Raw genomic sequence first — 23,282 nt, 5'->3', positions numbered from 1 at the left:
CATACAAGATTTTTGTATAAAAACTAATCAGATGCGTAAAGAAAAAATATTTCTTTTATACTCAACTTTTATCATATTCTTTTTCAATCTGCAGGTATATGGTAACACTGAACCCATAGAAGTTCAGGGATTAAAAGTTTCAGGAACTGTAATTAGTGCAGACGATGGAATGCCTATCCCTGGCGTAAATATTATGGAGAAAGGTACTAATAATGGTACAGCCACAGATTTTGATGGGGATTTCGAAATTACTGTATCTGGTAAAGATGCAGTATTAGTATTTTCTTTTTTAGGATTTGAACCAAAGGAAGTAACTGTTGGGGATAATACAAAAATAGATGTTAGCCTAGAGACTAGTGTAGGTGCCTTAGAGGAAACTGTAATTATAGGTTTTGGAGGAAAACAAAAGAAGGCAAGTCTTGTAAGTTCTATTACTTCAGTTTCACCTGGAGAATTAAAAGGGCCTACCAACAACTTAACCACAATGATGGCGGGTAGAGTACCCGGTATGATTTCATATCAGCGTTCTGGAGAACCAGGAGCAGACAATTCAGATTTCTTTATTCGTGGATTGGGAACTTTTGGATCTGGAAAAAGAGATCCTTTAATCTTAATCGACGGTATAGAATCTACAAGTACAGATATGGCTAGGTTACAGCCAGATGATATCGAATCCTTTTCTGTATTAAAAGATGCAGCTGCAGCATCTGTTTATGGAGCAAGGGGAGCAAATGGGGTGGTTTTAATTACAACCAAAACAGGTAAGGCTGGTAAAACAAAGTTTAGCTTTAGATCTGAAACCAGAATATCTTCTAACACAGATAACTTCGATTTTGCCGACAATATTACGTATATGAATATGGCAAATGAAGCGGCACTTACCAGAGATAGAAATGCGGTACTTCCTTATAGCCAAACTAAAATTGATAGAACTGCAGCCGGTGCTAATCCATTGCTTTATCCTAATAATAACTGGATAGAGCAGTTAATAAGTGATTATACCGTAAACGAGAGTTTAAACCTTAATGCCAGCGGAGGTAGTGAAAAAGCCAGATATTATATTTCAGGAACTTATAATATCGATAATGGGGTTTTAAATGTTGAAGGGCTAAATAACTTTAATAGTAATATTAAGCTAAGAAATTATTCTTTAAGAAGTAATATTAACCTTCAATTAACCCCTACAACTCAGGCTCGTGTAAACGTCTATGGGCAGTTTGATGATTATAACGGTCCTGTTGGTGGGGGGCAGGCTATTTTTAATAGTGCTGTATGGTCTAACCCGGTAGCTTTTCCTGCCGTATATCCTGCGGAATATTTGCCATATATAGAGCATCCACTTTTTGGAGGTGCTCCAACAGGAGTTGCTAGCGAAACCTTATTAACAAACCCTTATGCTCAAATGGTAAGAGGTTATCAAACTAATAAAGCTTCAACCATACAGGCACAAATAGAGTTACAACAAGATTTAGGTTTTATTACTGAAGGTCTTAGAATTCGTTCTATGGGATATATAAGAAGATATTCTTACTATGACGTTTCAAGACAGTATAATCCTTTCTACTACAGCTCTAGTATAAACCCGGTAGATGGTAGTATTCAACTTCGAGTTTTAAATGATGGTAGTGATACTTCTATAGGAACTATAGGGACAGAATATCTAAACTATTCTGAAGGAGCCAAAAATCTTGATTCTAGAATATATAACGAAACTGCAATTAATTACGATCGCGTTTTTGATGAAAAGCATGCGGTTTCTGGGATGTTACTTAACCTTATTTCCAGTTATGAAACAGGAAACGCTGGTAGTGTTCAAAATAGTTTAGCGAATCGAAATCATGGTATTTCAGGAAGATTTACTTATGGATATGATGATCGCTATTTAGCCGAATTCAATTTTGGGTATAATGGGTCTGAAAGATTCGCAAATGGTAATCGATATGGGTTTTTCCCTTCTGGAGGTTTAGGATATAGAATTTCTAATGAGAAGTTTTTTGAGCCATTAGAAAATACGATTACTAACTTAAAGTTTAGAGTAACTTATGGACTTGTAGGTAACGACCAGATTGGTAATACAGATGAAAGATTTTTTTATCTCTCTAATGTAAACCTTGAAAATGCAACTTATGGAGCTTCTTTTGGACAGGAGTTTGGATATTATAGAAATGGAGTTTCTATTTCTAGGTACGCAAATCCAAATATTGGTTGGGAAGAATCTGAGCAAATTAACCTGGGGATGGACCTAGAGTTATTTAACTCTTTAAGTTTTGTTTTAGATGTATTTAGGCAAAAGAGATCAAATATTTTGCAAACTCGATCAGAGATTGGATCTGTAATAGGTCTAACCGCAACGCCACAAACAAACTATGCAGCAATGCAAAGTGAAGGTTTAGATTTTGCATTGGATTTTAATAAGCAAATAAATTCAGATTGGTGGACGCAGGCAAGAGCTAATTTAACCTATTCTACAAGCGAAATTTTAGAATTTGATGAAGTAAATTACCCAGATGATCTTTATTATAGATCTAGAATAGGACAAAGTGCTGCGCAAACCTGGGGATATATTGCAGAAAGACTTTTCGTAGACCAGGAAGAAGTAAATAATGCACCTACACAATTTGGTACTTATTCTGGAGGAGACATAAAGTATAGAGATGTAAATGGTGATGGGATGATTTCTCAAAGTGATATGGTGCCAATTGGATTGCCTACAACACCCGAAATCATTTATGGTTTTGGAGGTACTGTTGGATATAAAAATTGGGACTTTAGTATATTCTTTCAGGGTTCTGCAAGATCTTCATTCTTTATAAATTCAGAAAACATATCACCATTCGTAATTAATGGAGGTGCTCAAAACGGGCTTTTAAATGTGATTTCGGAAGATTATTGGTCTGAAGACGATAGAAACTCTTATGCTTTTTGGCCAAGATTAAGCCAGACGTTTATCGAAAATAATAATCAAACTTCTACTTGGTGGATGCGTAGTGGTGATTTCTTAAGGCTAAAAACAATGGAATTAGGATTTAGCCCTAAAGGGAAGTTGTTAGATAAGTTGCATATAAATGGGATGAGGTTATATGCGAGCGGACTTAACCTGGCGGTTTGGAGTGATTTTGATCTATGGGATCCAGAAATGGGTGGTAGTGGATTAGGTTATCCTATCCAATCGGTTTATAACATCGGAATACAGTTAGACTTTTAAGAAAGGAACTTATGGAAATTAGATTAGAGAAAAATAAAATTAAAAGTATATCTAAAAAACTAAAAACAAGGTTTAATGGCCTTGCCTTGGGAATGTTATCTATGCTTGCTTTACAATCTTGTGAAGATAACTTTTTAGATGTTGTGCCAGATAATATTGCGACTATAGATCAGGCATTTAACTTAAGGAATGAAGCAGAGAAGTATTTGTTCACTTGTTATTCCTATATGCCTCGTAGCGCAGATATGCACCATAACCCTGCGATGTTAGCAGGAGATGAACTTTGGATACCAGATCAAAGACAGGCGTATACAGTGTATAGCCTAGATATTGCTATGGGCTTGCAACGAGTTTCAAATCCATATTTTAATGCTTGGGACGGTTATTACCAAGGAGGTGGCCCTAATGATAGTTATCCGCTTTTTGACGGAATAAGACACTGTAACATATTTATTGAAAATATGCAGAATCCAGATCAAGTTCCAGATATTACAGCATCAGAACGTGAACGCTGGATAGCAGAAGTTAAGGTTCTAAAAGCCTATTATCATTTCTATCTAATGAGAATGTATGGGCCTATTCCAATAATGCGTGAAAATGTAGCTATCGATGCTCCGTCAGAAGCATTAAATGTAGCAAGAGAACCCTTTGATGACGGTATAGACTATATAGTAAGCTTACTTGATGAGGCTGCAGCGGTTTTACCACCGGTAATTACCGATATTAATACAGAACTAGGTAGAATTACAGCTCCTATTGCAAGAGGAATAAAAGCTAAAGTTCTACTTACTGCTGCAAGTCCATTGTATAATGGAAACACAGATCTAGCATCTTTTGTTAATGCTGAAGGAACTCCTTTGATTAACACTCAGTATGATGAAAACAAATGGCAGTTAGCGGCAGATGCTGCATTAGAAGCTATTGAAGCTGCGGAAGGTGCTGGAAACAGTTTATACGAATTTCCTGGATCTGCGTTTGCATTGTCTGATACTACTGAAACTAAACTTTCTATTAGAAATGCTGTGACCGAAAGATGGAATAGTGAAATTGTTTGGGGAAATACACAAAGTCGTGCTACAGATATACAAAGACAAAGTATGTCTCCATTAACCGCAGAACATGGACATAGAGATGCTGAAAAGGTATTATCTCCTACTCTAGAAATGGCACAGATGTTTTATTCCAGTAATGGTGTGCCGATAAATGAAGACAATACTTTAGATTTCACTGATATTGAAGAATTAAGGGAAGCAGGACAAGATGATCGTTTTAATATCCAATTAGGTTATGAAACATCTATTCTAAACTTTAATCGTGAACCAAGATTTTATGCAGATTTAGGTTTTGATGGATCTATTTGGTATAAGTACGATGCAGGTTCTGAGGACACACGTTTTCATATCGAAGGGAAGTATACAGATTATGCAGGAAGTAATCATGCATTTTATTTCAATGTAACAGGTTATTATCTAAAAAAACTGGTAAACTGGAATCAGAGTTTTAGTTCATCAGGAGCAACTTATAGATCTTACGCATGGCCAGAAATGCGTCTGGCAGATTTATATCTAATGTATGCAGAAGCTTTAAATGAAGTTTCGGGTCCTAGTGCTACGGTTTATGATTATTTAGACAGAATACGAACTAGAGCTGGTTTAGAAGGTGTACAGGAATCTTGGCAAAACTATTCTGTAAACCCAGAGAAGCCTAATACTCAAACTGGTTTAAGAGAAATTATCCATAGAGAGAGAAACATAGAACTTGCTTTTGAGGGACACAGATATTGGGATCTTTTAAGATGGAAAACTGCCGTGCAAGAATTAAATGAGCCTATTTTTGGTTGGAACGTGTATGGCGATGACGATATCTCTTATTATCAGGTAACAACATTGTTTCAACAACGATTTGTAGCACCAAGAGATTACTTCTGGCCAATGGCAGAAAATGCGTTGTTGCAAAATTCGAATCTGGTACAAAATCCAGGATGGTAATTAAAAACAAAAATTATGAAATTAAAATTTTCAAAATATTTAGTTGTTTCGTTTATAGGATTACTACTATCCTGTTCAGACGAAGACCTCCAAACTCCTTTAGAGCAAAATAGTACACCTCCAGAGCAGGTTAGCGATGTTCAGGTAGAAAACTTGCCAGGGAAAGCAAGGTTAACATATACTCTTCCGGTAGATCAGGATTTACTTTATGTTCAGGCCAATTATACGTTGGAAAATGGAAGAGAAATAGAAGTAAGATCATCTTATTATAATAGCACCATGTTATTAGAAGGTTTTTCTGGTAATAGTGAAAGAGAAGTTTTTATAAGTACTGTAAATCGATCTGAAGTATCATCAGAGCCAGTTAGTGTTGCTGTAAATCCAGGACCTGCACCAATTTTTGATGTTTTCGAAACTATTGAAACTGGAGCTGCTTTTGGTGGTATTTATTTGAATGCAGATAATCCAACCAGAGAAGATATTGCCATTTTGGTAATGGAAAAAGACGAGCAGGGAGATTGGGTAATTAATGATAACAGTATATATTCTTCAACTAACGAAATTGCCCATTCTATTAGAGGAATGGATACAATTCAAAAAGAATTTGCATTTACGGTAAGAGATCGTTGGTTAAATTATACAGATACGTTATTTACAGATATTACTCCGCTTTTCGAGGAGGCAATTCCAAAAACAGGATATAGAGGTGTAGTATTACCAAATGATGCACCACGTCATAACAGTACACCTATAGAAGGACTTTGGGATAATAATATTTGGGATTGGCCTGGGGTTTATCTTACTAGCGGAACTTATAATGATGGGCCACATATTTTTACTTTCGATATTGGTCTCGAGGCTCAGTTAAGTAGAGTTGTGATTTGGGATTATCCTGAATATTTTAATGGTCGTTCTTTTTATTATCAGGCAAATATGAGACGTTTTCAGATCTATGGTTCTACAGAACTGGAAACTACTGGAGACCTTGATAATTGGATATTATTAGGGGAATATGAAGAAGTTAAACCATCAGGCCTACCATACGGGCAACAAAATGATGAAGACTATCAGGTAGCTTCTGCCGGATTTAGTTGGGATATTCCAATTGATGTGCCTAAAATTAGATATTTAAGAGTTTTATGTCTGGAAAATTGGGCAGGTGGTGAAAATCTTGCAATAAGTGAAGTGCAGGTTTATGGTAATACTAATTAATAGATGAAATTATAATATTATGAAACTGAAAAAACGATCATATTTAACGCTTATTCTTTTTTCTCTTTTCATCTATGCCTGTTCAGATATGGACGAGATGGATGAGTATAAAAGATACACTAACGGAAGGGAAATTTCCTATACCGAGAAAATGGATTCTGTAAATGTTTTTGCAGGAAGAAATAGAGCACAACTTCAGGGAATTGTAAATGCAGATCCAAAAATCACAAATTTTAGAGTGTATTGGAACTCAAAAAATGACTCGGTTACTGTTCCTGTAGAAAGATCTCAGGGGATAGATACCCTTAGCGTGATCATAGATAATCTACCAGAGAATATTTACAATTTTGAAGTAAGAACTTTTGATGATGAAGGTAACCAGTCTATTCCAGTTTATATAACTGGAAATGTTTACGGAGAGCGTTATCAGGAATCATTAGGTAATCGTCGATATATTTCTCATAGTCTAATTGGGTCTAACCTAACTATAGATTACGCATCGATGGATTTGTCATCTGGAGTAATAGGAACAGAAATCGCTTATGAAAATGACGAGGGTGGGCAATCAGAGTTTTTTGTACCTATCGATAGCACAAATGTTATATTAGATGACTTTTTAGGAGGTTCTACATATTCTTATAGAACATTATTTGTTCCAGAGGAAAATGCAATAGATACTTTCTACACGGCCTACGACGAGTTTACACCGCAGTTCCAAATTACAGATCCTCCATATTTTACAAATGCAAGTTTCCCTTTTGAAAGAATTGCTTATGATGGCGCACGTTGGGGAACTCCTGCAGGTTGGATTCATAATGCCGCAGCTTTAAATCATAACGGTTTTGGAGCTATGGATGGAGATATCTTTGATCTTGAAAGTGGTTGGGGACAAGCCGATATTATTAATGGTAAAGTGTATCAAACAATGGTGTTAGAACCAGGCAGATATGTGTATACCATAGATATTAGCGAGATTAATTATGAAGGTGCAGATAACAATCTTGATAAAGGATATTTCACGGTTGCTGAAGGTAGTACCTTACCAGATGTTGATGATGTAGAAACTTCAGATGATGTTTTTGCTTATGAGCGAATTAATAGAGCAAACGGACTTCTAAGAACCTTAACTTTTACAATTACTGAAATTACTCAGGTATCCATTGGTATTCAAACAACCAATGATCAGGGAGCAGGCCGATTTATTAAGATTAATGAATTCAGTTTAAATAGAATCACTGAAGCCCCATACTTAAGAAATGCCTCTTTCCCTTTCGATTTAGCTGCAGATGGTGGACGTTGGGGAACTCCAGAATATTGGATACATAACGATGCCGCCTTAAGCCATAATGGTTACGGTGCTGCAGATGGTAATGTAGATGATCGTTTCGATCTTGAAAGTGGTTGGGGAGAGCCTAATATTGTAAACGGGAAAGTATATCAGGTGCTATATTTAGAGCCGGGAACCTATAGATATTCGATAGACATTTTTGCTACAAATTACCAGGGAGATGATGCCGAATCTGATAATGGTTACTTCACCGTAGCATTAGGCGATACTTTACCAGATGTAGATGTTGTAGAAACAGCTGAAGAAGTTTTGGCCTGGGAACAAATACATCGTGATAATCTTGCCCCGGTATTAGAATTTACGCTAACTCAAACATCTGAAATTGCTATTGGAGCGCAAACCACCAATGCCGAAGGTGTAGGAAGATTTATGCAAGTAAGTGAATTTACATTAGAAAAAATAGATTAACACCAATCTATACCAATAGATTCGGGGATCTAGAAATAGATCCTCGAATCTTAAAAAAACACTGCACTGTAAAATCCATTTTTGGATACTTAAAATGATTCAAATTTTAAAAGCACAAGTGAGATGAAAATTTATTTAAATGCATTATTACAAAAAAATTATGTTCTTTTTTTCCTAATTGTTGGTCTTTTTTCCTGTAGCGAAGATTCTACGGTAGACAATGTTCCTACCGAACCTGAAGTTAGTGAGGATATTTCTATAGCTAGCTTAAGTATTAATACGCCAATTAGAATTGCAGCTCATTCAGTTTTGTTATCTGGTGAGATTTTAAACGATGGAGGTGGAAGCGTTACTGAAAGAGGAGTTTGTTTTTCCCTAAATGAAGGTGCTACTATAGAAACTGGTCACCAGATTGCATCATTAGTAAGAGGATCTGGAGAATTTGAAACTGAAATTCAGGGATTGGAAGATGGTGAAGATTATTATCTTAAAGCTTATGCTGTCAATGAAAAAGGTGTTGGTTATAGCGAGGAAATCATAATTAGTACACCAATTGCTAATCCACCAGTTTTTGAAAATGATCGCCAGGCAGTTGCAGGGGCTCATGATGTTTTCTTCTATGTAAATTTATTAGAAACAGGAGAAGGAGCTATAGAAGAAATTGGATTAGTATGGGGTGAAAACGAAAATCCTACTTTAGAAGATCATGTAGAAATTAATGAAGATTTATCACAATCTTATCTTCAGCGTATTTCAGGATTAGATTCAGAAACCACTTATTATGTTAGACCTTATGCTCAGTCTAGAGGGAATATTATTTATGGAGATCAAGAACAAATTACCACTATAAAACCTGGTAATTTTACATTTTGGATGCAGGACGTTCCTACAAATGCAGACCAGGAAACTATAGATGCTTATGGTCGAATAAGAGCCGCTTTTGAAAGTGCAACAAATTACTACAACAATTATACGTCAATCGAAAAACATGTAACAGTTAACTACTCTCCCGGAACTCCAACAGCAGATGGTAGTTTTTCAGGAAATATTAGAGTAGGTACAAATCAGGGGTATCAAAGAACTGGAACCGCACTACATGAAATGGCTCATACCGTAGGTATTGGTACACATAATGTTTACTGGGATTTAATGAATGGATCCTGGGAAGGTGCAAATGCTCCAAGAATTTTAAAAGTTATGACGGCGGGAGCCGAAGCAACGGTAAGCGGAGACGGAACTCATTTCTGGCCGTATGGTATTAATGGAGCACATGAAGATACAGGAGAAGAAATGCTTTATATCATTCATGCTATGATAATGCAAGGTTTTAAACTTGATGGATTACCGTCAAATTAATTGATTATATTAAAGTTTAAGTAAGATTGAACGATTTGTACCCTATTTCATGACGGTTCTTAGCTCTTATTTACTATAGAAATTGCTTATCATTGTCCATCTATATTAGTTAAAAAATTAAATGCTTCATAAATTTCATATTCCTCTTTTAGCGATCATTATTTCGCTTAGTTCCTGCTCCTCGATCAAAATAAAAGATATAGAAGTAGGAGAAGGCTGGGCAAATAATTCGGTAAATACAACCATTTTTAGAAAGAATGCGGTGGCATCTACTGGCGATTTTCAGTTTCTAGGGTACTATGATAATAATGGGCAAATGATTATTGCAAAAAGGGAGCTTAAATCATCGAATTTCGATTTAAGTAAATCTAATTTTAAAGGCAATGCAAAAGATGCACATAATTCTATAAGTCTTGCCGTAGATGGAGAAAAGAAGCTACATGTAAGTTGGGATCACCACGACAATCCTTTAAATTATGCTGTAGGAAGTTCAGTTTTAAGTGCGGAATTGGGAGAAAAACAAAGCATGACAGGCAAGGATGAAAATAAACTTTCTTATCCGCAATTTTATAATCTTAAAAATGGGAATCTTTTGTTCTTATATCGTTCTGGGCAATCTGGCAAAGGCAAACTAGTTTCAAAACTTTATAATACTAAAACTCAAGATTGGACAGATTTGCATGAAAATCTTATAGATGGCGAAGGAGAACGCAATGCTTACTGGCAAGCTAGTGTAGATATGCAGGGAACAATTCATTTATCCTGGGTTTGGCGAGAAAGCTGGGATGTTTCTACCAATCATGATATGGCCTATGCAAGGTCTAAAGATGGTGGTAAAACCTGGGAAAGATCGAATGGAGAGAAATATGAGCTACCTATCACGGCAGGTACGGCTGAATACGCCTGGAAGATTCCGCAGAATAGTGAATTAATCAATCAAACCTCTATGACGGCCGATAAAAAGGGAAATCCTTTTATCGTAACCTATTGGACAGAAAATAATAAAACCGATTATCAAATTATTTATGCTGAAGATGGAAAATGGAAGCATGAAAACACCAATTTTAGAAACTCATCATTTCACTTAGGCGGTGGTGGTACCAAAAAAATTCCAATTTCCAGACCAGATATTTTAATTAAAGAAACTAAAACCAATCCTGTCATTTATCTTTTGTTTAGAGACGCCGAAAGGGAAAATAAAGTGTCTATGGCATATCACAAATTACATAGCGACAAGCCTTGGAAGGTGATCGATCTCACAGAAGAATCTGTTGGGGAGTGGGAACCAAATTATGATTTGCAGCTTTGGGAAAACGAAGAAAAATTACATGTTTTTGTTCAAAAAGTTACCCAGGTTGATGGTGAAGGACTTGCTAAAGCTAAACCTACAATGGTGAGGATTTTGGAAGTTTCAAATTTGCCGAAAAATTAAATAATCTTATAGTTCAAAATCCTAATGAAATTAAATACGCTTAAAATATTCAGTTTTGTTGTTTTTCTTAGCATTCTTTCGTGTAAAGAGAACAAAGAGACCGAAGAAAATACAACGAGTCAAACTTCAGAAGAAAAAATAACTAAGAGTGTTTCCGAAGAAAAAATAGATTCAGTAAACCAGTTGGCGGCAAATCAATATTTATCGATGGCTAAAAACCTGGAAGAAAGTAGATATCCAAAAACATTTTATCCTGAAATTAACAAATTTGAAACCAGCAATTCTGGTTGGTGGACAAGCGGATTCTATCCTGGTACGCTGTTATATCTTTACGAAGAAACCGGCGAGGATAGTTTGAAGATCGAAGCTGAAAGGATTTTGACAGATTTAAAAAGTGAAGAATCGAATACCTCTACACACGATCTTGGATTTATGATGTTTTGCAGTTTTGGAAATGCCAATCGTATTGATCCAAAACCAGAATATCAGGAAATTTTAATGAATAGTGCTAAATCTTTGGCCACTCGTTATAACGATACGGTAAAAGCGATTAGATCCTGGGACAGTGCTTCCTGGAACAAAGCCGGTGAAGATGATTTAGTAGTCATTATCGATAATATGATGAACCTTGAACTGCTGTTTTGGGCAACAGAACATAGTGGCGATAGCACTTATTATGATATTGCAGTAAATCACGCCAATACCACAATGGAAAATCATTTTAGAGAAGACTATAGTTCGTACCACGAAGTGATTTATGATGAAGCTACTGGTGATGTGAAAAAGCAAATTACCAATCAGGGGTTTGCAGACGATTCTAACTGGGCAAGAGGACAGGCCTGGGGATTGTATGGATATGTAGTGATGTATCGTGCAACTAAGGATGAAAAGTATTTAGAAATGGCAAAAAATATTGCTGAGGTAGTACTAAATGATCCAAACATGCCAGAAGACAAGATACCGTTTTGGGATTTTGATACCGATAAGATCCCTAATGATCTAAAGGATAGTTCGGCAGCTGCAGTGATGGCTTCGGCTTTGTTAGAATTGTATGAATATACAGATGATGCTGAATATTTTACTGTTGCTGAAGAAATGTTGGAATCTTTATCCAGCCCAGAGTATTTAGCAGATCAGGATGAGTTAGGCGGATTTTTACTGAAACATGGAGTTGGAAATATGCCAAACAAAACTGAAGTAGATGTGCCTTTAACTTATGGTGACTACTATTTTGTTGAAGCTTTAAAAAGATATCAGGAAATTTAAAACCGTAAATCGATTATATTATACTATGAAAAAGACCTTTTTTAGCCTTCTTAGTTTGCTGTTTTTTACCGCAACATACGCACAGCAAAACGAGTGGGAAGACCCAACTACAATAGACCGTAATAAGCTTGAAGGGCACAGTGATTTTGTATTGTACACTTCAGCAAAAAAAGCATTACAAAACGATCCAACAGCATCCAATCTTTACCAAAGTCTTAATGGTACCTGGAAATTTAATGTGGTGCAACATCCCAGTGAGCGTCCAAAAGATTTTTATTCAGAATCTTTAAACGATAGTAATTGGGATGATATTAAAGTACCTTCCAATTGGGAATTAGAAGGTTTCGATCTTCCAATTTATACCAATGTTACCTATCCGCATCCTAAAAATCCACCGTATATCGGATTTCCTTCCGAGGAAAAAACAGAAAGTGGAGAAACCATCAATAAAAACTCAAAAGATGGCGATGAAGAAATTTACAATCCGGTAGGTTCTTACCGCAGAACATTTAGCGTTCCAGAAGCTTGGGAAGATCATGAAATTATCCTTCGTTTTGGTTCTATTTCTGGTTATGCAAGAATCTTTGTAAATGGAGAAGAAGCAGGAATGACCAAAGCTTCTAAAACTCCGGCTGAATTTGATATTACCAATTTGCTAAAAGATGGCGACAATCTTTTGGCCGTGCAGATCTTTAGATGGCATGATGGTAGTTATTTAGAAGATCAGGATTTTTGGCGCTTAAGTGGTTTAGAACGTGATGTGTATTTACAGGCGGTTCCTAAAACAACGATCTGGGATTATTTTGTGACCAGTGGTTTAAGCGAGGATTATCAGGATGGAGAACTAAATGTGAATGTACAGCTGAAGGAATTTGATAAAGGAAGTATCAAAAAACCAAAAGTGAAATTTGCTTTAATGGATCCTTCTGGGAAAGAGGTATATACTGAAACGAAGTCTTTAGATAAAAATGCGACAGAAGTAAGCTTCAGCAAAACGCTTGCTGAGGTTGAACAATGGAGCAATGAATTTCCAAATTTGTACAATTACAGCATTAGTCTGTTAGACAAAAAAGATAACGAGATTGTCGCTATTGCAGGAAGAACAGGTTTCCGCGAAGTAGAGATCAAAAATGCGCAATTAATGGTTAATGGAGAACCCATTACTGTTAATGGTGTGAACTTACACGAACATCATCCAGATAAAGGGCACACACCAGATCGTGAAATGATGCGTAAGGATATCGAGGTGATGCAAAAAAATAATATCAATGCGATACGTATGAGTCATTATCCTCACGATTCTTATATCTACGAACTTGCCGATGAATACGGAATGTACGTAGTAGATGAGGCTAATATCGAAACGCATGGAATGGGAGCCGAATGGCAGGGGAATTTCGATAAATCAAAGCACCCGGCCTATCTTGAAGATTGGGCACCAGCTCATTTAGATCGTATTAAAAGAATGGTAGAATTCCACAAAAATCATCCTTCGATTATCGTTTGGTCTTTAGGAAACGAAAGTGGAAACGGACCTGTTTTTTACGATGCTTACGATTGGATCAAAGAACGTGATACTACACGTAAAGTTCAGTTTGAGCAGGCGGGTGAGAATCGCAATACAGATATCGTTTGCCCTATGTATCCTGGCATGAATTACATGAAAGAATATGCCGAGGATGATAGCAAAGAACGTCCATTTATCATGTGTGAATATTCTCATGCAATGGGGAATAGTAACGGAAACTTCCAAGAATACTGGGATATTATCGATAATAGCGATCATATGCAAGGTGGTTTTATTTGGGACTGGGTAGACCAGGGATTACGTGCTAAAACCGGAGATGGTAAAGAATTTTGGGCTTATGGTGGTGATTTAGGTGCAGATAAATTGCAAAACGATCAAAACTTTAATGCTAACGGATTGGTAAGTGCAGATCGTACGGTACACCCAGCTTTAGAGGAAGTAAAAAAAGTATATCAAAACATCAAATTTGAGCTTGATGGAACTTCTATTGTAGTAACCAATAAATTCGATTTTACGAATCTTGAAGCTTTCGATTTTAAATGGGAATTACTTGGCGATGGTGAAGTTGTAAAAACCGGAAAATTCACAGTAGATGTAGCGCCAAATGCAACAAAATCGGTTAGTATTTCTTTGCCAGAATTAGGTGATAAAGAATATTTCTTAAGCGTTTATGGCTACACTAAAAAAGCCAAAGCGATGGTTCCTGCTAATCACGAAATTGCCAGAGCACAATTTAAAGTAGGAGAAAACACATTTTTTGCTACTGCTGAAGGGGAAACTTCAGGAAAACTTAAGGTGAAAAAGCAAGGAACTGAATTTCAGTTTTCAAATGACATGATTGAAGGTGTTTTTAATACGGAAACCGGAAGTTTTGAAGCTTATCATTTAAAAGGAGCTGAAGAATCACCAATATCGGTATTTCCACAACCTTATTTTTGGAGAGCACCAACCGATAATGATTTTGGAAATGGCATGCCAAGAAGATTAAAAGCATGGAAAGAGGCGACCAATAATTCAGAAGTGACCAATGTTGAGGTTGCTAAAAAATCGAAAGAAGGTCAGTTAATTACCGTGACGTATCAGCTTGCTGGCGTAGATGTGCCTTATACCGTGGAATATTTTATTGAAAATAACGGGAATATTAAAGTCACTGCTACTTTAGATAGTGAAAAAGACCTTCCTGAACTGCCACGTTTTGGAATGCGAATGATCCTTCCGGGAGACTATGAAAACCTTGAATATTACGGTCGTGGTCCGTGGGAAAATTATTCTGATAGAAATACTTCAGCCTTTATGGGCATCTATGAAGATAAAGTTGAAAACCAGTTTGTTTGGGAATATATCCGTCCGCAGGAAGCCGGTTATAAAACCGATGCACGATGGATTCAGCTTGAAAATAAAATGGGTGGTGGCTTAAAGATTGTTGGTGAGCAGCCATTAGGATTTAGCGCTTTAAATGTTTCTACGGAAGATTTAGATCCGGGAGAATGGAAAGCACAACGTCATCCAACCGATATTTCTGTTCAGGATAAGGTGTTTTTACATGTAGATTTTAAACAACGTGGTCTTGGTGGGGATGATTCCTGGGGACGTTACCCGCATAGACAATATCGTTTAGAAGACAATAAATATAGCTATTCGTACACTATTTCTTTGCTGAAATAGAATGTCGAAATTGTATAAAACCAGCATAAAACTTATAAAACCTTAATTCTAAGAGTTAGATTCTAAAAAAAGAGTCTAGAATATTTACAGTGTGAGTTGAGAACTATCCCCTAAATGGACGTATTTCCTCTGGGGATAGTTTACTTGATCATCATGATATTTCAAAACATTAAATGTCTTTTGGGACAAGTTTTGGAGTGTCTATTATAAGTTGAAATCGAAGCCAAAAGCTATTTCGATACCTCTTGAATTGCATTTTTTTAAGCCGAATACATTAATATGTTTCAAAAAATATCAATTTTAGTCATTTTAGCGCTGTTTTTTCAGTCTTGTGCTGTTCAGCAAAAAAGTAGCGTTCCTGAAGGATATAAACTCATTTGGGCAGATGAATTTGAAGACGGAACCAAACCAAATCCTGCATTTTGGTCTTATGAAAATGGTTTTGTGCGGAATGAAGAATTGCAATGGTATCAAGCTGAAAATGCTAATATTCAGGATGGCAAACTGGTTTTTTCAGGAAAAAAAGAATCGGTTAAAAATCCACAATATCAGCCGGAGAGTAAAAATTGGAAAGAAAATAGGGAGTTTGCAGAATATACTTCAGCAAGTATAAATACTAACAGAAAATTCGATTTTCAATTTGGTATTTTAGAAGTTAAAGCAAAGATCGATACTTCCATGGGGATGTGGCCGGCGATCTGGACGCTGGGTATCGAAAAAGGATGGCCTTCTAATGGAGAGATCGATGTAATGGAGTATTATTTAGTCGATCAAAAACCTGCAATTTTAGCCAATGCCGCCTGGAAAGGAAAAACATCATATGTATCTTGGGATAGCGAGAAAATTCCGTTTTCAGAATTTCTTCAAAAAGATCCAAAATGGGCAGACAAATATCATATTTGGAAAATGGATTGGACGGCAGATTTCATTAAAATCTACCTTGATAACCAATTATTAAATACGATAGATCTTACTAAAACTAAAAATCCAGACGGATTTAATCCTTTTCATCAACCACATTATATTTTACTCAATCTGGCCATTGGAGGCAATGGCGGTGATCCTTCGAATACAAGTTTTCCAAGAAAATACGAAGTAGATTATGTAAGAGTATATCAGAAAAAATAAATTATGTTTAAATTATCGAATATCAGCTTTCTGGTAAGTTTACTTTTTTTAAGTTTCAATCTAAATGCTCAGGAAGTAGATCAACCCGCGCCTAAGGAAGTGCGTGAATTTTACGTGAACTCTTTAGTTAAAATAGCAGATCCTGTTTTAAGCAATCTGGCTAAAGGAAAACTAAAAGAAAATATGCCAATAGAACGTTCGCCGGGTGCCTGGGACGATCGTACTCATGTCACTTATCTAGAGGCTTTTGGGAGAACATTATCTGGAATTGCACCCTGGTTAGAACTTGGGCCAGATGATACCAAGGAAGGGAAAATCAGAAAAAAATATATCGAATTAGCGCAAAAAGCGATCGATAAAGCAACAGATCAAGAATCTGCAGATTTTATGAACTTCAACAAAGATCGCCAGCCTTTGGTAGATGCTGCTTTTTTTGCTCAGGGCTTACTTAGAGCGCCAAAACAGTTGTGGGAACCACTTTCAGAAACCACAAAAAAGAATGTCATAAAAGCGCTAAAATCGTCTAGAGATATCGAACCTTACTACAGCAATTGGTTGTTGTTTACGGGAATGGTAGAAGCTGCTTTACTGAAGTTTGATAAAAGCACCGATATGGTTAGGCTTTCCTATCCAATCAACAAACACATGGAATGGTATCTGGGCGACGGAATGTACGGTGACGGGCCAGATTTTCATTGGGATTACTACAACAGTTTTGTAATTCAGCCAATGTTACTGGATATCTTAAAAGCAATGGATGAAGCCGGAGTTGGCCGAAAAGAAGATTTTAAAAAAGTACAGCAGCGCGCGCAACGTTACGCCAGTATTCAGGAACGATTAATTTCTCCCGGCGGAACCTATCCACCAATTGGAAGATCTTTAGCTTATCGTTTTGGAGCATTTCAATCACTTTCACAAGTGGCGCTATGGAAAAACCTAAGCAAAGAAATAGAACCATCTCAGATTCGATCAGCACTTTACGCTGTAATAAAAAGACAAATTGAAGCTGAAGGAACTTTCGATAAAGATGGTTGGCTTCAGGTTGGTCTTGTTGGTCATCAAAATAATATTGGTGAAGGTTATATTTCTACCGGAAGCCTTTATTTAAGTACAGAAGCGTTTCTTGTTTTGGGACTTTCACCTGAAGATGAGTTCTGGACGGCACCGGCAAAACCATGGACTCAAATGAAAATTTGGAGTGGAAAAACCATTCCAATAGATCACGCACACTAATTCCCCCACGAAAAATGAAAAATCCGAAATTCAAATACCTCATTTTATTTGTGTTGTTTTTTACGACTGTTAGTCTAAGCGCACAATCTACCGCACCAAATTACACGGCTTTTTATCCAGGCGAAATATGGAAAGATACCGATGGAAACCATATTAATGCCCATGGAGGAGGCATTATGTTTAAAGATGGTAAATATTACTGGTATGGCGAACACAAAGGAAAATCTAGTTTGGCCCGAGTTGGGATTACCGTATATTCTTCAGAAGATCTATATAATTGGAAGAATGAAGGCGTAGCACTTTCAGTGGCAAAAGATCCAGATTCAGAAATTACTTCAGGCAGTGTAATGGAACGTCCAAAAGTGGTTTATAACGAAAAAACCGATAAATACGTAATGTGGTTTCATTTAGAATTAAAAGGTCAGGGTTATGCCGCTGCCAGAACAGGAGTAGCTACCAGCGATTCTCCAACAGGGCCGTTTACCTATTTAAAATCTTACCGCCCAAATTCCAAGAAATGGCCACAAAATTTTAAAGAAGAATGGAAAGATACTCCTAAAAGTGGTGAACCAAAAGAATGGTGGACACCAAAATGGAGAAAAGCGCTAAACGAAGGAATGTTTGTAAGACGAGATTTTGAAAAAGGACAAATGTCACGTGATATGACGATTTATATTGATACCGATGGTACGGCGTATCACATCACTTCTTCAGAAGAAAATCAAACCTTGCATATTTCAAAATTAACCGATGATTATCTTGGTTTTACAGGAGAATGGGTGCGTATGCAACCTGGTGGGCAAAATGAAGCGCCGGCTATTTTTCAAAAAGACGGCTATTATTACATGATCACTTCAGGATTAACCGGTTGGGCACCAAATGCAGCAAGATCCTTTAGAGCTAAATCTATCATGGGACCCTGGGAAAAATTAGGAAATCCCGCAAGAGGAAAGTATGCCGATAAAACCTTCTTCTCTCAAAGTACTTTTATTTTACCGGTGCAGGGAAAAGAGGATAGTTTTATTTTTATGGCAGATCGTTGGAAGCCTGAAAATCATATCGATGGCCGTTATATCTGGTTACCTATCGAGTGGGAAAATGATAAACCGGTAATTAGATGGAAAGAAAATTGGGCATTATAATATGAATGCTCAAAGATTAAATGCATTAAATTGATTTAAAAAGTGTATATTTAACACTTAACTAATAAAATCTGAAAATCTAACCACAATGAATATCAAATTCTTATTTAAGCCGAGTGTTTTTGTTTTGTTATTATGCTCTTTAGTGCTGTTTTCCTGCGCTGATGGAAAGAAAGAAAATGAATACACAGCTTACTTATTTACGTATTTTACCGGTAATGGCGATGGCGAAGAAGCAATTCGTTATGCAATAAGTGAAGATGGCTATAACTTCCATGCTTTAAACAACAACGAACCTATAATAGATTCGGATTCTATAAGCCGAAGCGGTGGTGTTCGTGATCCTCATATTTTAAGAAAAGAGGACGGCAGCGGTTACTACATGGTGGTTACAGATCTTTTAGCACAAAAAGGTTGGACAAACACAGCGATGACGCTATTAAAGTCTGATGATATGCTAAGCTGGTCCAGTACGATTATCGATATTCCACAAACTTATCCAGAATTTTCTGAAGTGATGCGTGTTTGGGCGCCACAAACCATTTATGATCCTTCAGCGAAAAAATATATGGTTTACTTCTCGATGTTAGAGCCGGGAAGTTATGATAAGATCTATTATGCTTATGTAAACGAAGATTTTACAGGATTAGAAAGTGCGCCAAAACAGTTGTTTTTCAATCCAAATGAAAAAGCTTCTATAGATGGCGATATTATTAAAAAAGACGGTAAATTTTATTTGTTCTATAAAACCGAAGGTGATCGCGATAAAGGAATTAAAGTTGCCATTTCAGATTCTTTGACTTCAGGATATAAAGCAGAACCTGGTAATGTAGACCAAACCGATAAAGCCGTAGAAGGATCTGGAGTTTTCAAATTAATAAATTCTGAAGATTATATCCTGATGTACGATGTGTATATCGACGGTAGTTACCAGTTTACTAAAAGTTCAGACTTAAAGAATTTTGAGATCGTAGATGAAGATATTTCTATGAATTTTCATCCAAGACATGGTACCGTAATGCCAATTACTACAGAAGAAATGCAGCGTTTATTAAAAGCCTTTCCTTCAGATGATCTTACTGGCGTAACGGGCGCTTCAAATTCAGCTATAAAAACCAACAATATTGTAATAAAAAGAGATGAAAATACTATTTATCTTCCTCTAAAATATGGGGCAGATTTAACCAATTTTGATCCTGAGCTTAAAACACTTCCTGGGGTTGCGGTTTCTCCTGAAGGTGCTCAGGATTTTTCTAATGGGCCGGTTTCTTACGAAATTTCGACTGGTGAGGAGGTAACAAGCTTTGAGGTTACTGCAGCAGTTGCCAATAATCCGGTGGTAGAAGGTTATTATGCAGATCCTGAAATTATTTATTCTGAAAAAGATAAGAAATACTATTTATATCCAACCAGCGATGGTTTTACCGGTTGGTCTGGAACTTATTTTAAAACATTTTCTTCTGAAGATCTGGTAAACTGGACAGATGAGGGAGTAATCTTAGATTTGGAAAAAGACGTTGAATGGACCAGCAGAAACGCATGGGCACCAACCATGATCGAAAAAGAAATAGACGGCGCCTATAAATATTTCTATTATTTCACCGCTGCTCAGCAGGTAGGTGTAGCGGTTTCAGATAGTCCAAAAGGACCATTTAAAGATTCTGGAGCACCATTAATTTCAGAAAAACCAGAAGGTATTCGTGGTGGGCAAAATATCGATCCAGATATTTTTGAAGATCCACAAACAGGAAAAAATTATTTGTACTGGGGAAATGGATTTTTGGCTGTTGTAGAGCTTAATGATGATATGACGACTATAAAAAGCGAAAAACCTAAAGTGATCACTCCAGATGGTACATTTAGAGAAGGCGCTGAGGTATTTTTTAGAAACGGAAAATATTATTTTATGTGGGCTGAAGATGATACCAGAAGCCCTAATTATAAAGTGCGTTATGCCACAGCTGATAGTCCGCTTGGTCCGCTTAATATTCCTGAAGATAATATTGTAATCCAAAAAGATGTAGAAAAAGAAATTTTGGCTACAGGTCATAATTCGGTTATCCAGGTACCTGGAAAAGACGAATGGTATTTGGTATATCATCGTTTTACTCGTCCTAAAGGAGAAGCAATGGGAAGAGCTGCAGGATACCATAGAGAAGTTTCTATCGACAGTCTTAAATTTAACGAAGATGGTTCGATCATTGAAGTTAAGCCAACTTTAGAAGGCATCGCACCTTTACAATAAGACCATGAGAAATTGGATGCGATTTTGTATGTCTTTGATGATTATTTTTGGAATTGTTTCTTGTAAACAAACTGCTTCTGAAGATAAAGCTGAAATAAATTCCGAAGAAAATCTAGACTCAAAAAACCAGGTTCAGGATAAAATGGCCGCTTATTTAATGGTCTATTTTAAGGATAACGACCATAGCCTGCACATGGCTTTAAGTAAAGACGGTAAGAGTTTTACCGATATTAATGAGGGTAATGCCGTAATTGCCGGCGATACCATTGCTGAACAAAAAGGAATTCGCGATCCACATATCTATCGTGGGCCAGAAGGAAATTTCTACCTGGCAATGACAGATCTTCATATTTTCGCAAAACGTGACGGACTTCGTAAAACCGAATGGCAACGTGAGGGTGAGAAATATGGCTGGGGAAATAATCGCGGATTTGTACTAATGAAATCTAGTGATCTAATTCACTGGAGTAAAGCAAATGTTCGTTTAGATCAATCTTTTGATGGTTTTGATGAAGTCGGAGCAGCCTGGGCGCCAGAGACGATATTCGATAAAAAAGCGGGTAAATTTATGCTGTATTACACCATGAGAATGGGAAATGAGCGTAACCAGATGTATTACTCCTATGTAAATAAGGAGTTTGATAGTTTACTTACAGCCCCACAATTGATCTTCGATTACCCAAAAGAAGTCTCTTATATCGATGCCGATATTAGTGAAATTGGCGATAAATTTCATATGTTTTATACACCACACGATGGTACGCCGGGAATTAAGCAGGCAGTTTCTTCAGAAATAAATAAAGGATACCAATATCAGGAAAGATGGATTGATGAAGAACCACAAGCCAGTGAAGCGCCAAATGTGTGGAAGATCATCGGTGAAGATAAATGGATCCTGATGTATGATATCTACGGAATTCAGCCACATAACTTTGGATTTTTAGAAACCACAGATTTTGAGAATTTTATAAATCTGGGACATTTTAATGAAGGAGTGATGAAAGCCACTAATTTTTCTTCACCAAAGCACGGTGCGGTTATTCATCTTAGTCAAAAAGAAGCTGAAAATTTAGCTGGTCATTGGAATTTTGATTTTTAAAACCTGAGGTATGAAAGTGAAATTTGGATTGTTAGTCTTGCTATTTCTTTCGCAATTATCGATTGCCCAAAAAAATATGGACGCGTATCTTTTTGCCTATTTTGAAGGTACAGGAAAAGGCGAGCTTAGAGAGCAATTGCGATTTGCAGTTAGTCATGATGCTAAAAACTGGAAAGCTTTAAATAATAATCAGCCCATTATAGGATCAGATACAATTTCGAATTCTGGTGGAATACGTGATCCTCATATTCTAAGAAATAAGGATCAATTTTTTATGGTTGCAACAGATATGTTTACCGTAAAAAATGGTTGGGGAAGTAATCCCGGAATCGTTTTAATGCATTCTGATAATTTGATCGACTGGAAAACTTCAGCAATAGATTTCAAAAAACAATATCCTAAAACTTTCAAAAATGTACACTGGGTTTGGGCGCCGCAAACTTTTTACGATACTGAAAAGGATAAGTACCTTATCTATTTTACAATCCGATTTGAAGGAGAAGACAATCTGGATTTTTATAGCGCTTACGCCAATAAAGATTTTACAGATTTTGAAAGTGAACCAACTTTAATGTTTCGCGCCAAATATGGTGCGATAGATGGAGATATCATTTATAAAGATGGACTTTACCATCTGTTTTATAAAGGAAATACCAAAAATGAAAAGGAAGAGGAAATAAAAAATGGAATTCAGCAGGCGGTGAGTAAGTCTCTTGAAGGACCGTGGAAAGAAGATTTTAAATACTTAGATGTGTATGCCGGTACAAAAACACATGTAGAGGGCTCTTCAGTTTTTAAACTGAATGATAGCGACGAATATATTTTAATGTACGATTTGTATTCAAGTGGTCGCTATGAATTTCAGAGAAGTAAGGATCTCTTTAACTTTTCAGAAGAAACCGAAAGTTTTACCAAAGATTTTTTTCCGCGCCATGGTAGCGTAATTGGTTTAACCAAAGAAGAAGTAAAACGGCTTAATGAAAAATGGGGTGGTGCACCCGAAAAAGAATAAATTAAGATTAATGAA

The 23,282-nt window shown here is 36.5% G+C and carries 14 protein-coding genes; all 14 read left to right on the top strand.

The window, feature by feature from the left end; translation table 11 throughout:
- The first annotated feature begins 31 nt into the window (after positions 1–31).
- Positions 32–3,205, top strand: a complete 3,174-nt coding sequence (locus tag IIF7_RS06765; RefSeq protein WP_084840922.1) for a SusC/RagA family TonB-linked outer membrane protein — start codon at positions 32–34, stop codon at positions 3,203–3,205.
- Between the two features lie 11 nt (positions 3,206–3,216).
- Positions 3,217–5,193: a RagB/SusD family nutrient uptake outer membrane protein gene (locus tag IIF7_RS06760; RefSeq protein ID WP_084840921.1), complete on the top strand. Its 1,977-nt coding sequence runs from the start codon at positions 3,217–3,219 to the stop codon at positions 5,191–5,193.
- A 15-nt stretch (positions 5,194–5,208) separates the two neighbouring features.
- Positions 5,209–6,405, top strand: coding sequence for a DUF4959 domain-containing protein (locus tag IIF7_RS06755; protein ID WP_084840920.1), 1,197 nt, complete (start codon positions 5,209–5,211; stop codon positions 6,403–6,405).
- A gap of 19 nt (positions 6,406–6,424) precedes the next feature.
- The gene (locus tag IIF7_RS06750) at positions 6,425–8,161 is read left to right on the top strand and encodes a DUF4998 domain-containing protein (protein WP_084840919.1); all 1,737 of its coding nucleotides are present in this window, start codon (positions 6,425–6,427) and stop codon (positions 8,159–8,161) included.
- 123 nt (positions 8,162–8,284) lie between these two features.
- Complete coding sequence (locus IIF7_RS06745; protein ID WP_084840918.1) at positions 8,285–9,517, top strand: hypothetical protein; 1,233 nt, start codon at positions 8,285–8,287, stop codon at positions 9,515–9,517.
- Positions 9,518–9,638: 121 nt separating this feature from the next.
- On the top strand, positions 9,639–10,949 hold the full coding sequence (locus IIF7_RS06740) for a BNR repeat-containing protein (protein WP_084840917.1): 1,311 nt from the start codon (positions 9,639–9,641) through the stop codon (positions 10,947–10,949).
- A 24-nt stretch (positions 10,950–10,973) separates the two neighbouring features.
- On the top strand, positions 10,974–12,215 hold the full coding sequence (locus tag IIF7_RS06735; RefSeq protein WP_084840916.1) for a glycoside hydrolase family 88 protein: 1,242 nt from the start codon (positions 10,974–10,976) through the stop codon (positions 12,213–12,215).
- Between the two features lie 25 nt (positions 12,216–12,240).
- On the top strand, positions 12,241–15,408 hold the full coding sequence (locus IIF7_RS06730) for a glycoside hydrolase family 2 TIM barrel-domain containing protein (protein WP_084840915.1): 3,168 nt from the start codon (positions 12,241–12,243) through the stop codon (positions 15,406–15,408).
- Between the two features lie 279 nt (positions 15,409–15,687).
- On the top strand, positions 15,688–16,536 hold the full coding sequence (locus IIF7_RS06725; RefSeq protein ID WP_084840914.1) for a glycoside hydrolase family 16 protein: 849 nt from the start codon (positions 15,688–15,690) through the stop codon (positions 16,534–16,536).
- Between the two features lie 3 nt (positions 16,537–16,539).
- Complete coding sequence (locus IIF7_RS06720; protein ID WP_084840913.1) at positions 16,540–17,769, top strand: DUF2264 domain-containing protein; 1,230 nt, start codon at positions 16,540–16,542, stop codon at positions 17,767–17,769.
- A 14-nt stretch (positions 17,770–17,783) separates the two neighbouring features.
- Positions 17,784–18,911, top strand: coding sequence for a glycoside hydrolase family 43 protein (locus IIF7_RS06715; RefSeq protein ID WP_084840912.1), 1,128 nt, complete (start codon positions 17,784–17,786; stop codon positions 18,909–18,911).
- Between the two features lie 88 nt (positions 18,912–18,999).
- Positions 19,000–21,156, top strand: a complete 2,157-nt coding sequence (locus tag IIF7_RS06710) for a family 43 glycosylhydrolase (RefSeq protein ID WP_084840911.1) — start codon at positions 19,000–19,002, stop codon at positions 21,154–21,156.
- 4 nt (positions 21,157–21,160) lie between these two features.
- Positions 21,161–22,255, top strand: a complete 1,095-nt coding sequence (locus IIF7_RS06705) for a glycoside hydrolase family 43 protein (RefSeq protein WP_084840910.1) — start codon at positions 21,161–21,163, stop codon at positions 22,253–22,255.
- 10 nt (positions 22,256–22,265) lie between these two features.
- The gene (locus IIF7_RS06700; RefSeq protein WP_084840909.1) at positions 22,266–23,267 is read left to right on the top strand and encodes a glycoside hydrolase family 43 protein; all 1,002 of its coding nucleotides are present in this window, start codon (positions 22,266–22,268) and stop codon (positions 23,265–23,267) included.
- The last annotated feature ends 15 nt before the right edge of the window (positions 23,268–23,282 follow it).

Source organism: Zunongwangia atlantica 22II14-10F7 (assembly GCF_002094855.1).
GTDB lineage: Bacteria > Bacteroidota > Bacteroidia > Flavobacteriales > Flavobacteriaceae > Zunongwangia > Zunongwangia atlantica.
Note: the sequence above shows the minus strand (reverse complement) of the source record. Positions and strands in the feature narration are given on the sequence as shown.

What these genes read in the sequence shown, in the direction of transcription:
- IIF7_RS06705 (WP_084840910.1), top strand. Translation starts at nt 21,161, where the DNA reads ATGAGAAATTGGATGCGATTTTGTATGTCTTTGATGATTATTTTTGGA.
- IIF7_RS06755 (WP_084840920.1), top strand. Translation starts at nt 5,209, where the DNA reads ATGAAATTAAAATTTTCAAAATATTTAGTTGTTTCGTTTATAGGATTA.
- IIF7_RS06765 (WP_084840922.1), top strand. Translation starts at nt 32, where the DNA reads ATGCGTAAAGAAAAAATATTTCTTTTATACTCAACTTTTATCATATTC.
- IIF7_RS06740 (WP_084840917.1), top strand. Translation starts at nt 9,639, where the DNA reads ATGCTTCATAAATTTCATATTCCTCTTTTAGCGATCATTATTTCGCTT.
- IIF7_RS06710 (WP_084840911.1), top strand. Translation starts at nt 19,000, where the DNA reads ATGAATATCAAATTCTTATTTAAGCCGAGTGTTTTTGTTTTGTTATTA.
- IIF7_RS06700 (WP_084840909.1), top strand. Translation starts at nt 22,266, where the DNA reads ATGAAAGTGAAATTTGGATTGTTAGTCTTGCTATTTCTTTCGCAATTA.
- IIF7_RS06760 (WP_084840921.1), top strand. Translation starts at nt 3,217, where the DNA reads ATGGAAATTAGATTAGAGAAAAATAAAATTAAAAGTATATCTAAAAAA.
- IIF7_RS06730 (WP_084840915.1), top strand. Translation starts at nt 12,241, where the DNA reads ATGAAAAAGACCTTTTTTAGCCTTCTTAGTTTGCTGTTTTTTACCGCA.
- IIF7_RS06715 (WP_084840912.1), top strand. Translation starts at nt 17,784, where the DNA reads ATGAAAAATCCGAAATTCAAATACCTCATTTTATTTGTGTTGTTTTTT.
- IIF7_RS06720 (WP_084840913.1), top strand. Translation starts at nt 16,540, where the DNA reads ATGTTTAAATTATCGAATATCAGCTTTCTGGTAAGTTTACTTTTTTTA.
- IIF7_RS06735 (WP_084840916.1), top strand. Translation starts at nt 10,974, where the DNA reads ATGAAATTAAATACGCTTAAAATATTCAGTTTTGTTGTTTTTCTTAGC.
- IIF7_RS06750 (WP_084840919.1), top strand. Translation starts at nt 6,425, where the DNA reads ATGAAACTGAAAAAACGATCATATTTAACGCTTATTCTTTTTTCTCTT.
- IIF7_RS06725 (WP_084840914.1), top strand. Translation starts at nt 15,688, where the DNA reads ATGTTTCAAAAAATATCAATTTTAGTCATTTTAGCGCTGTTTTTTCAG.
- IIF7_RS06745 (WP_084840918.1), top strand. Translation starts at nt 8,285, where the DNA reads ATGAAAATTTATTTAAATGCATTATTACAAAAAAATTATGTTCTTTTT.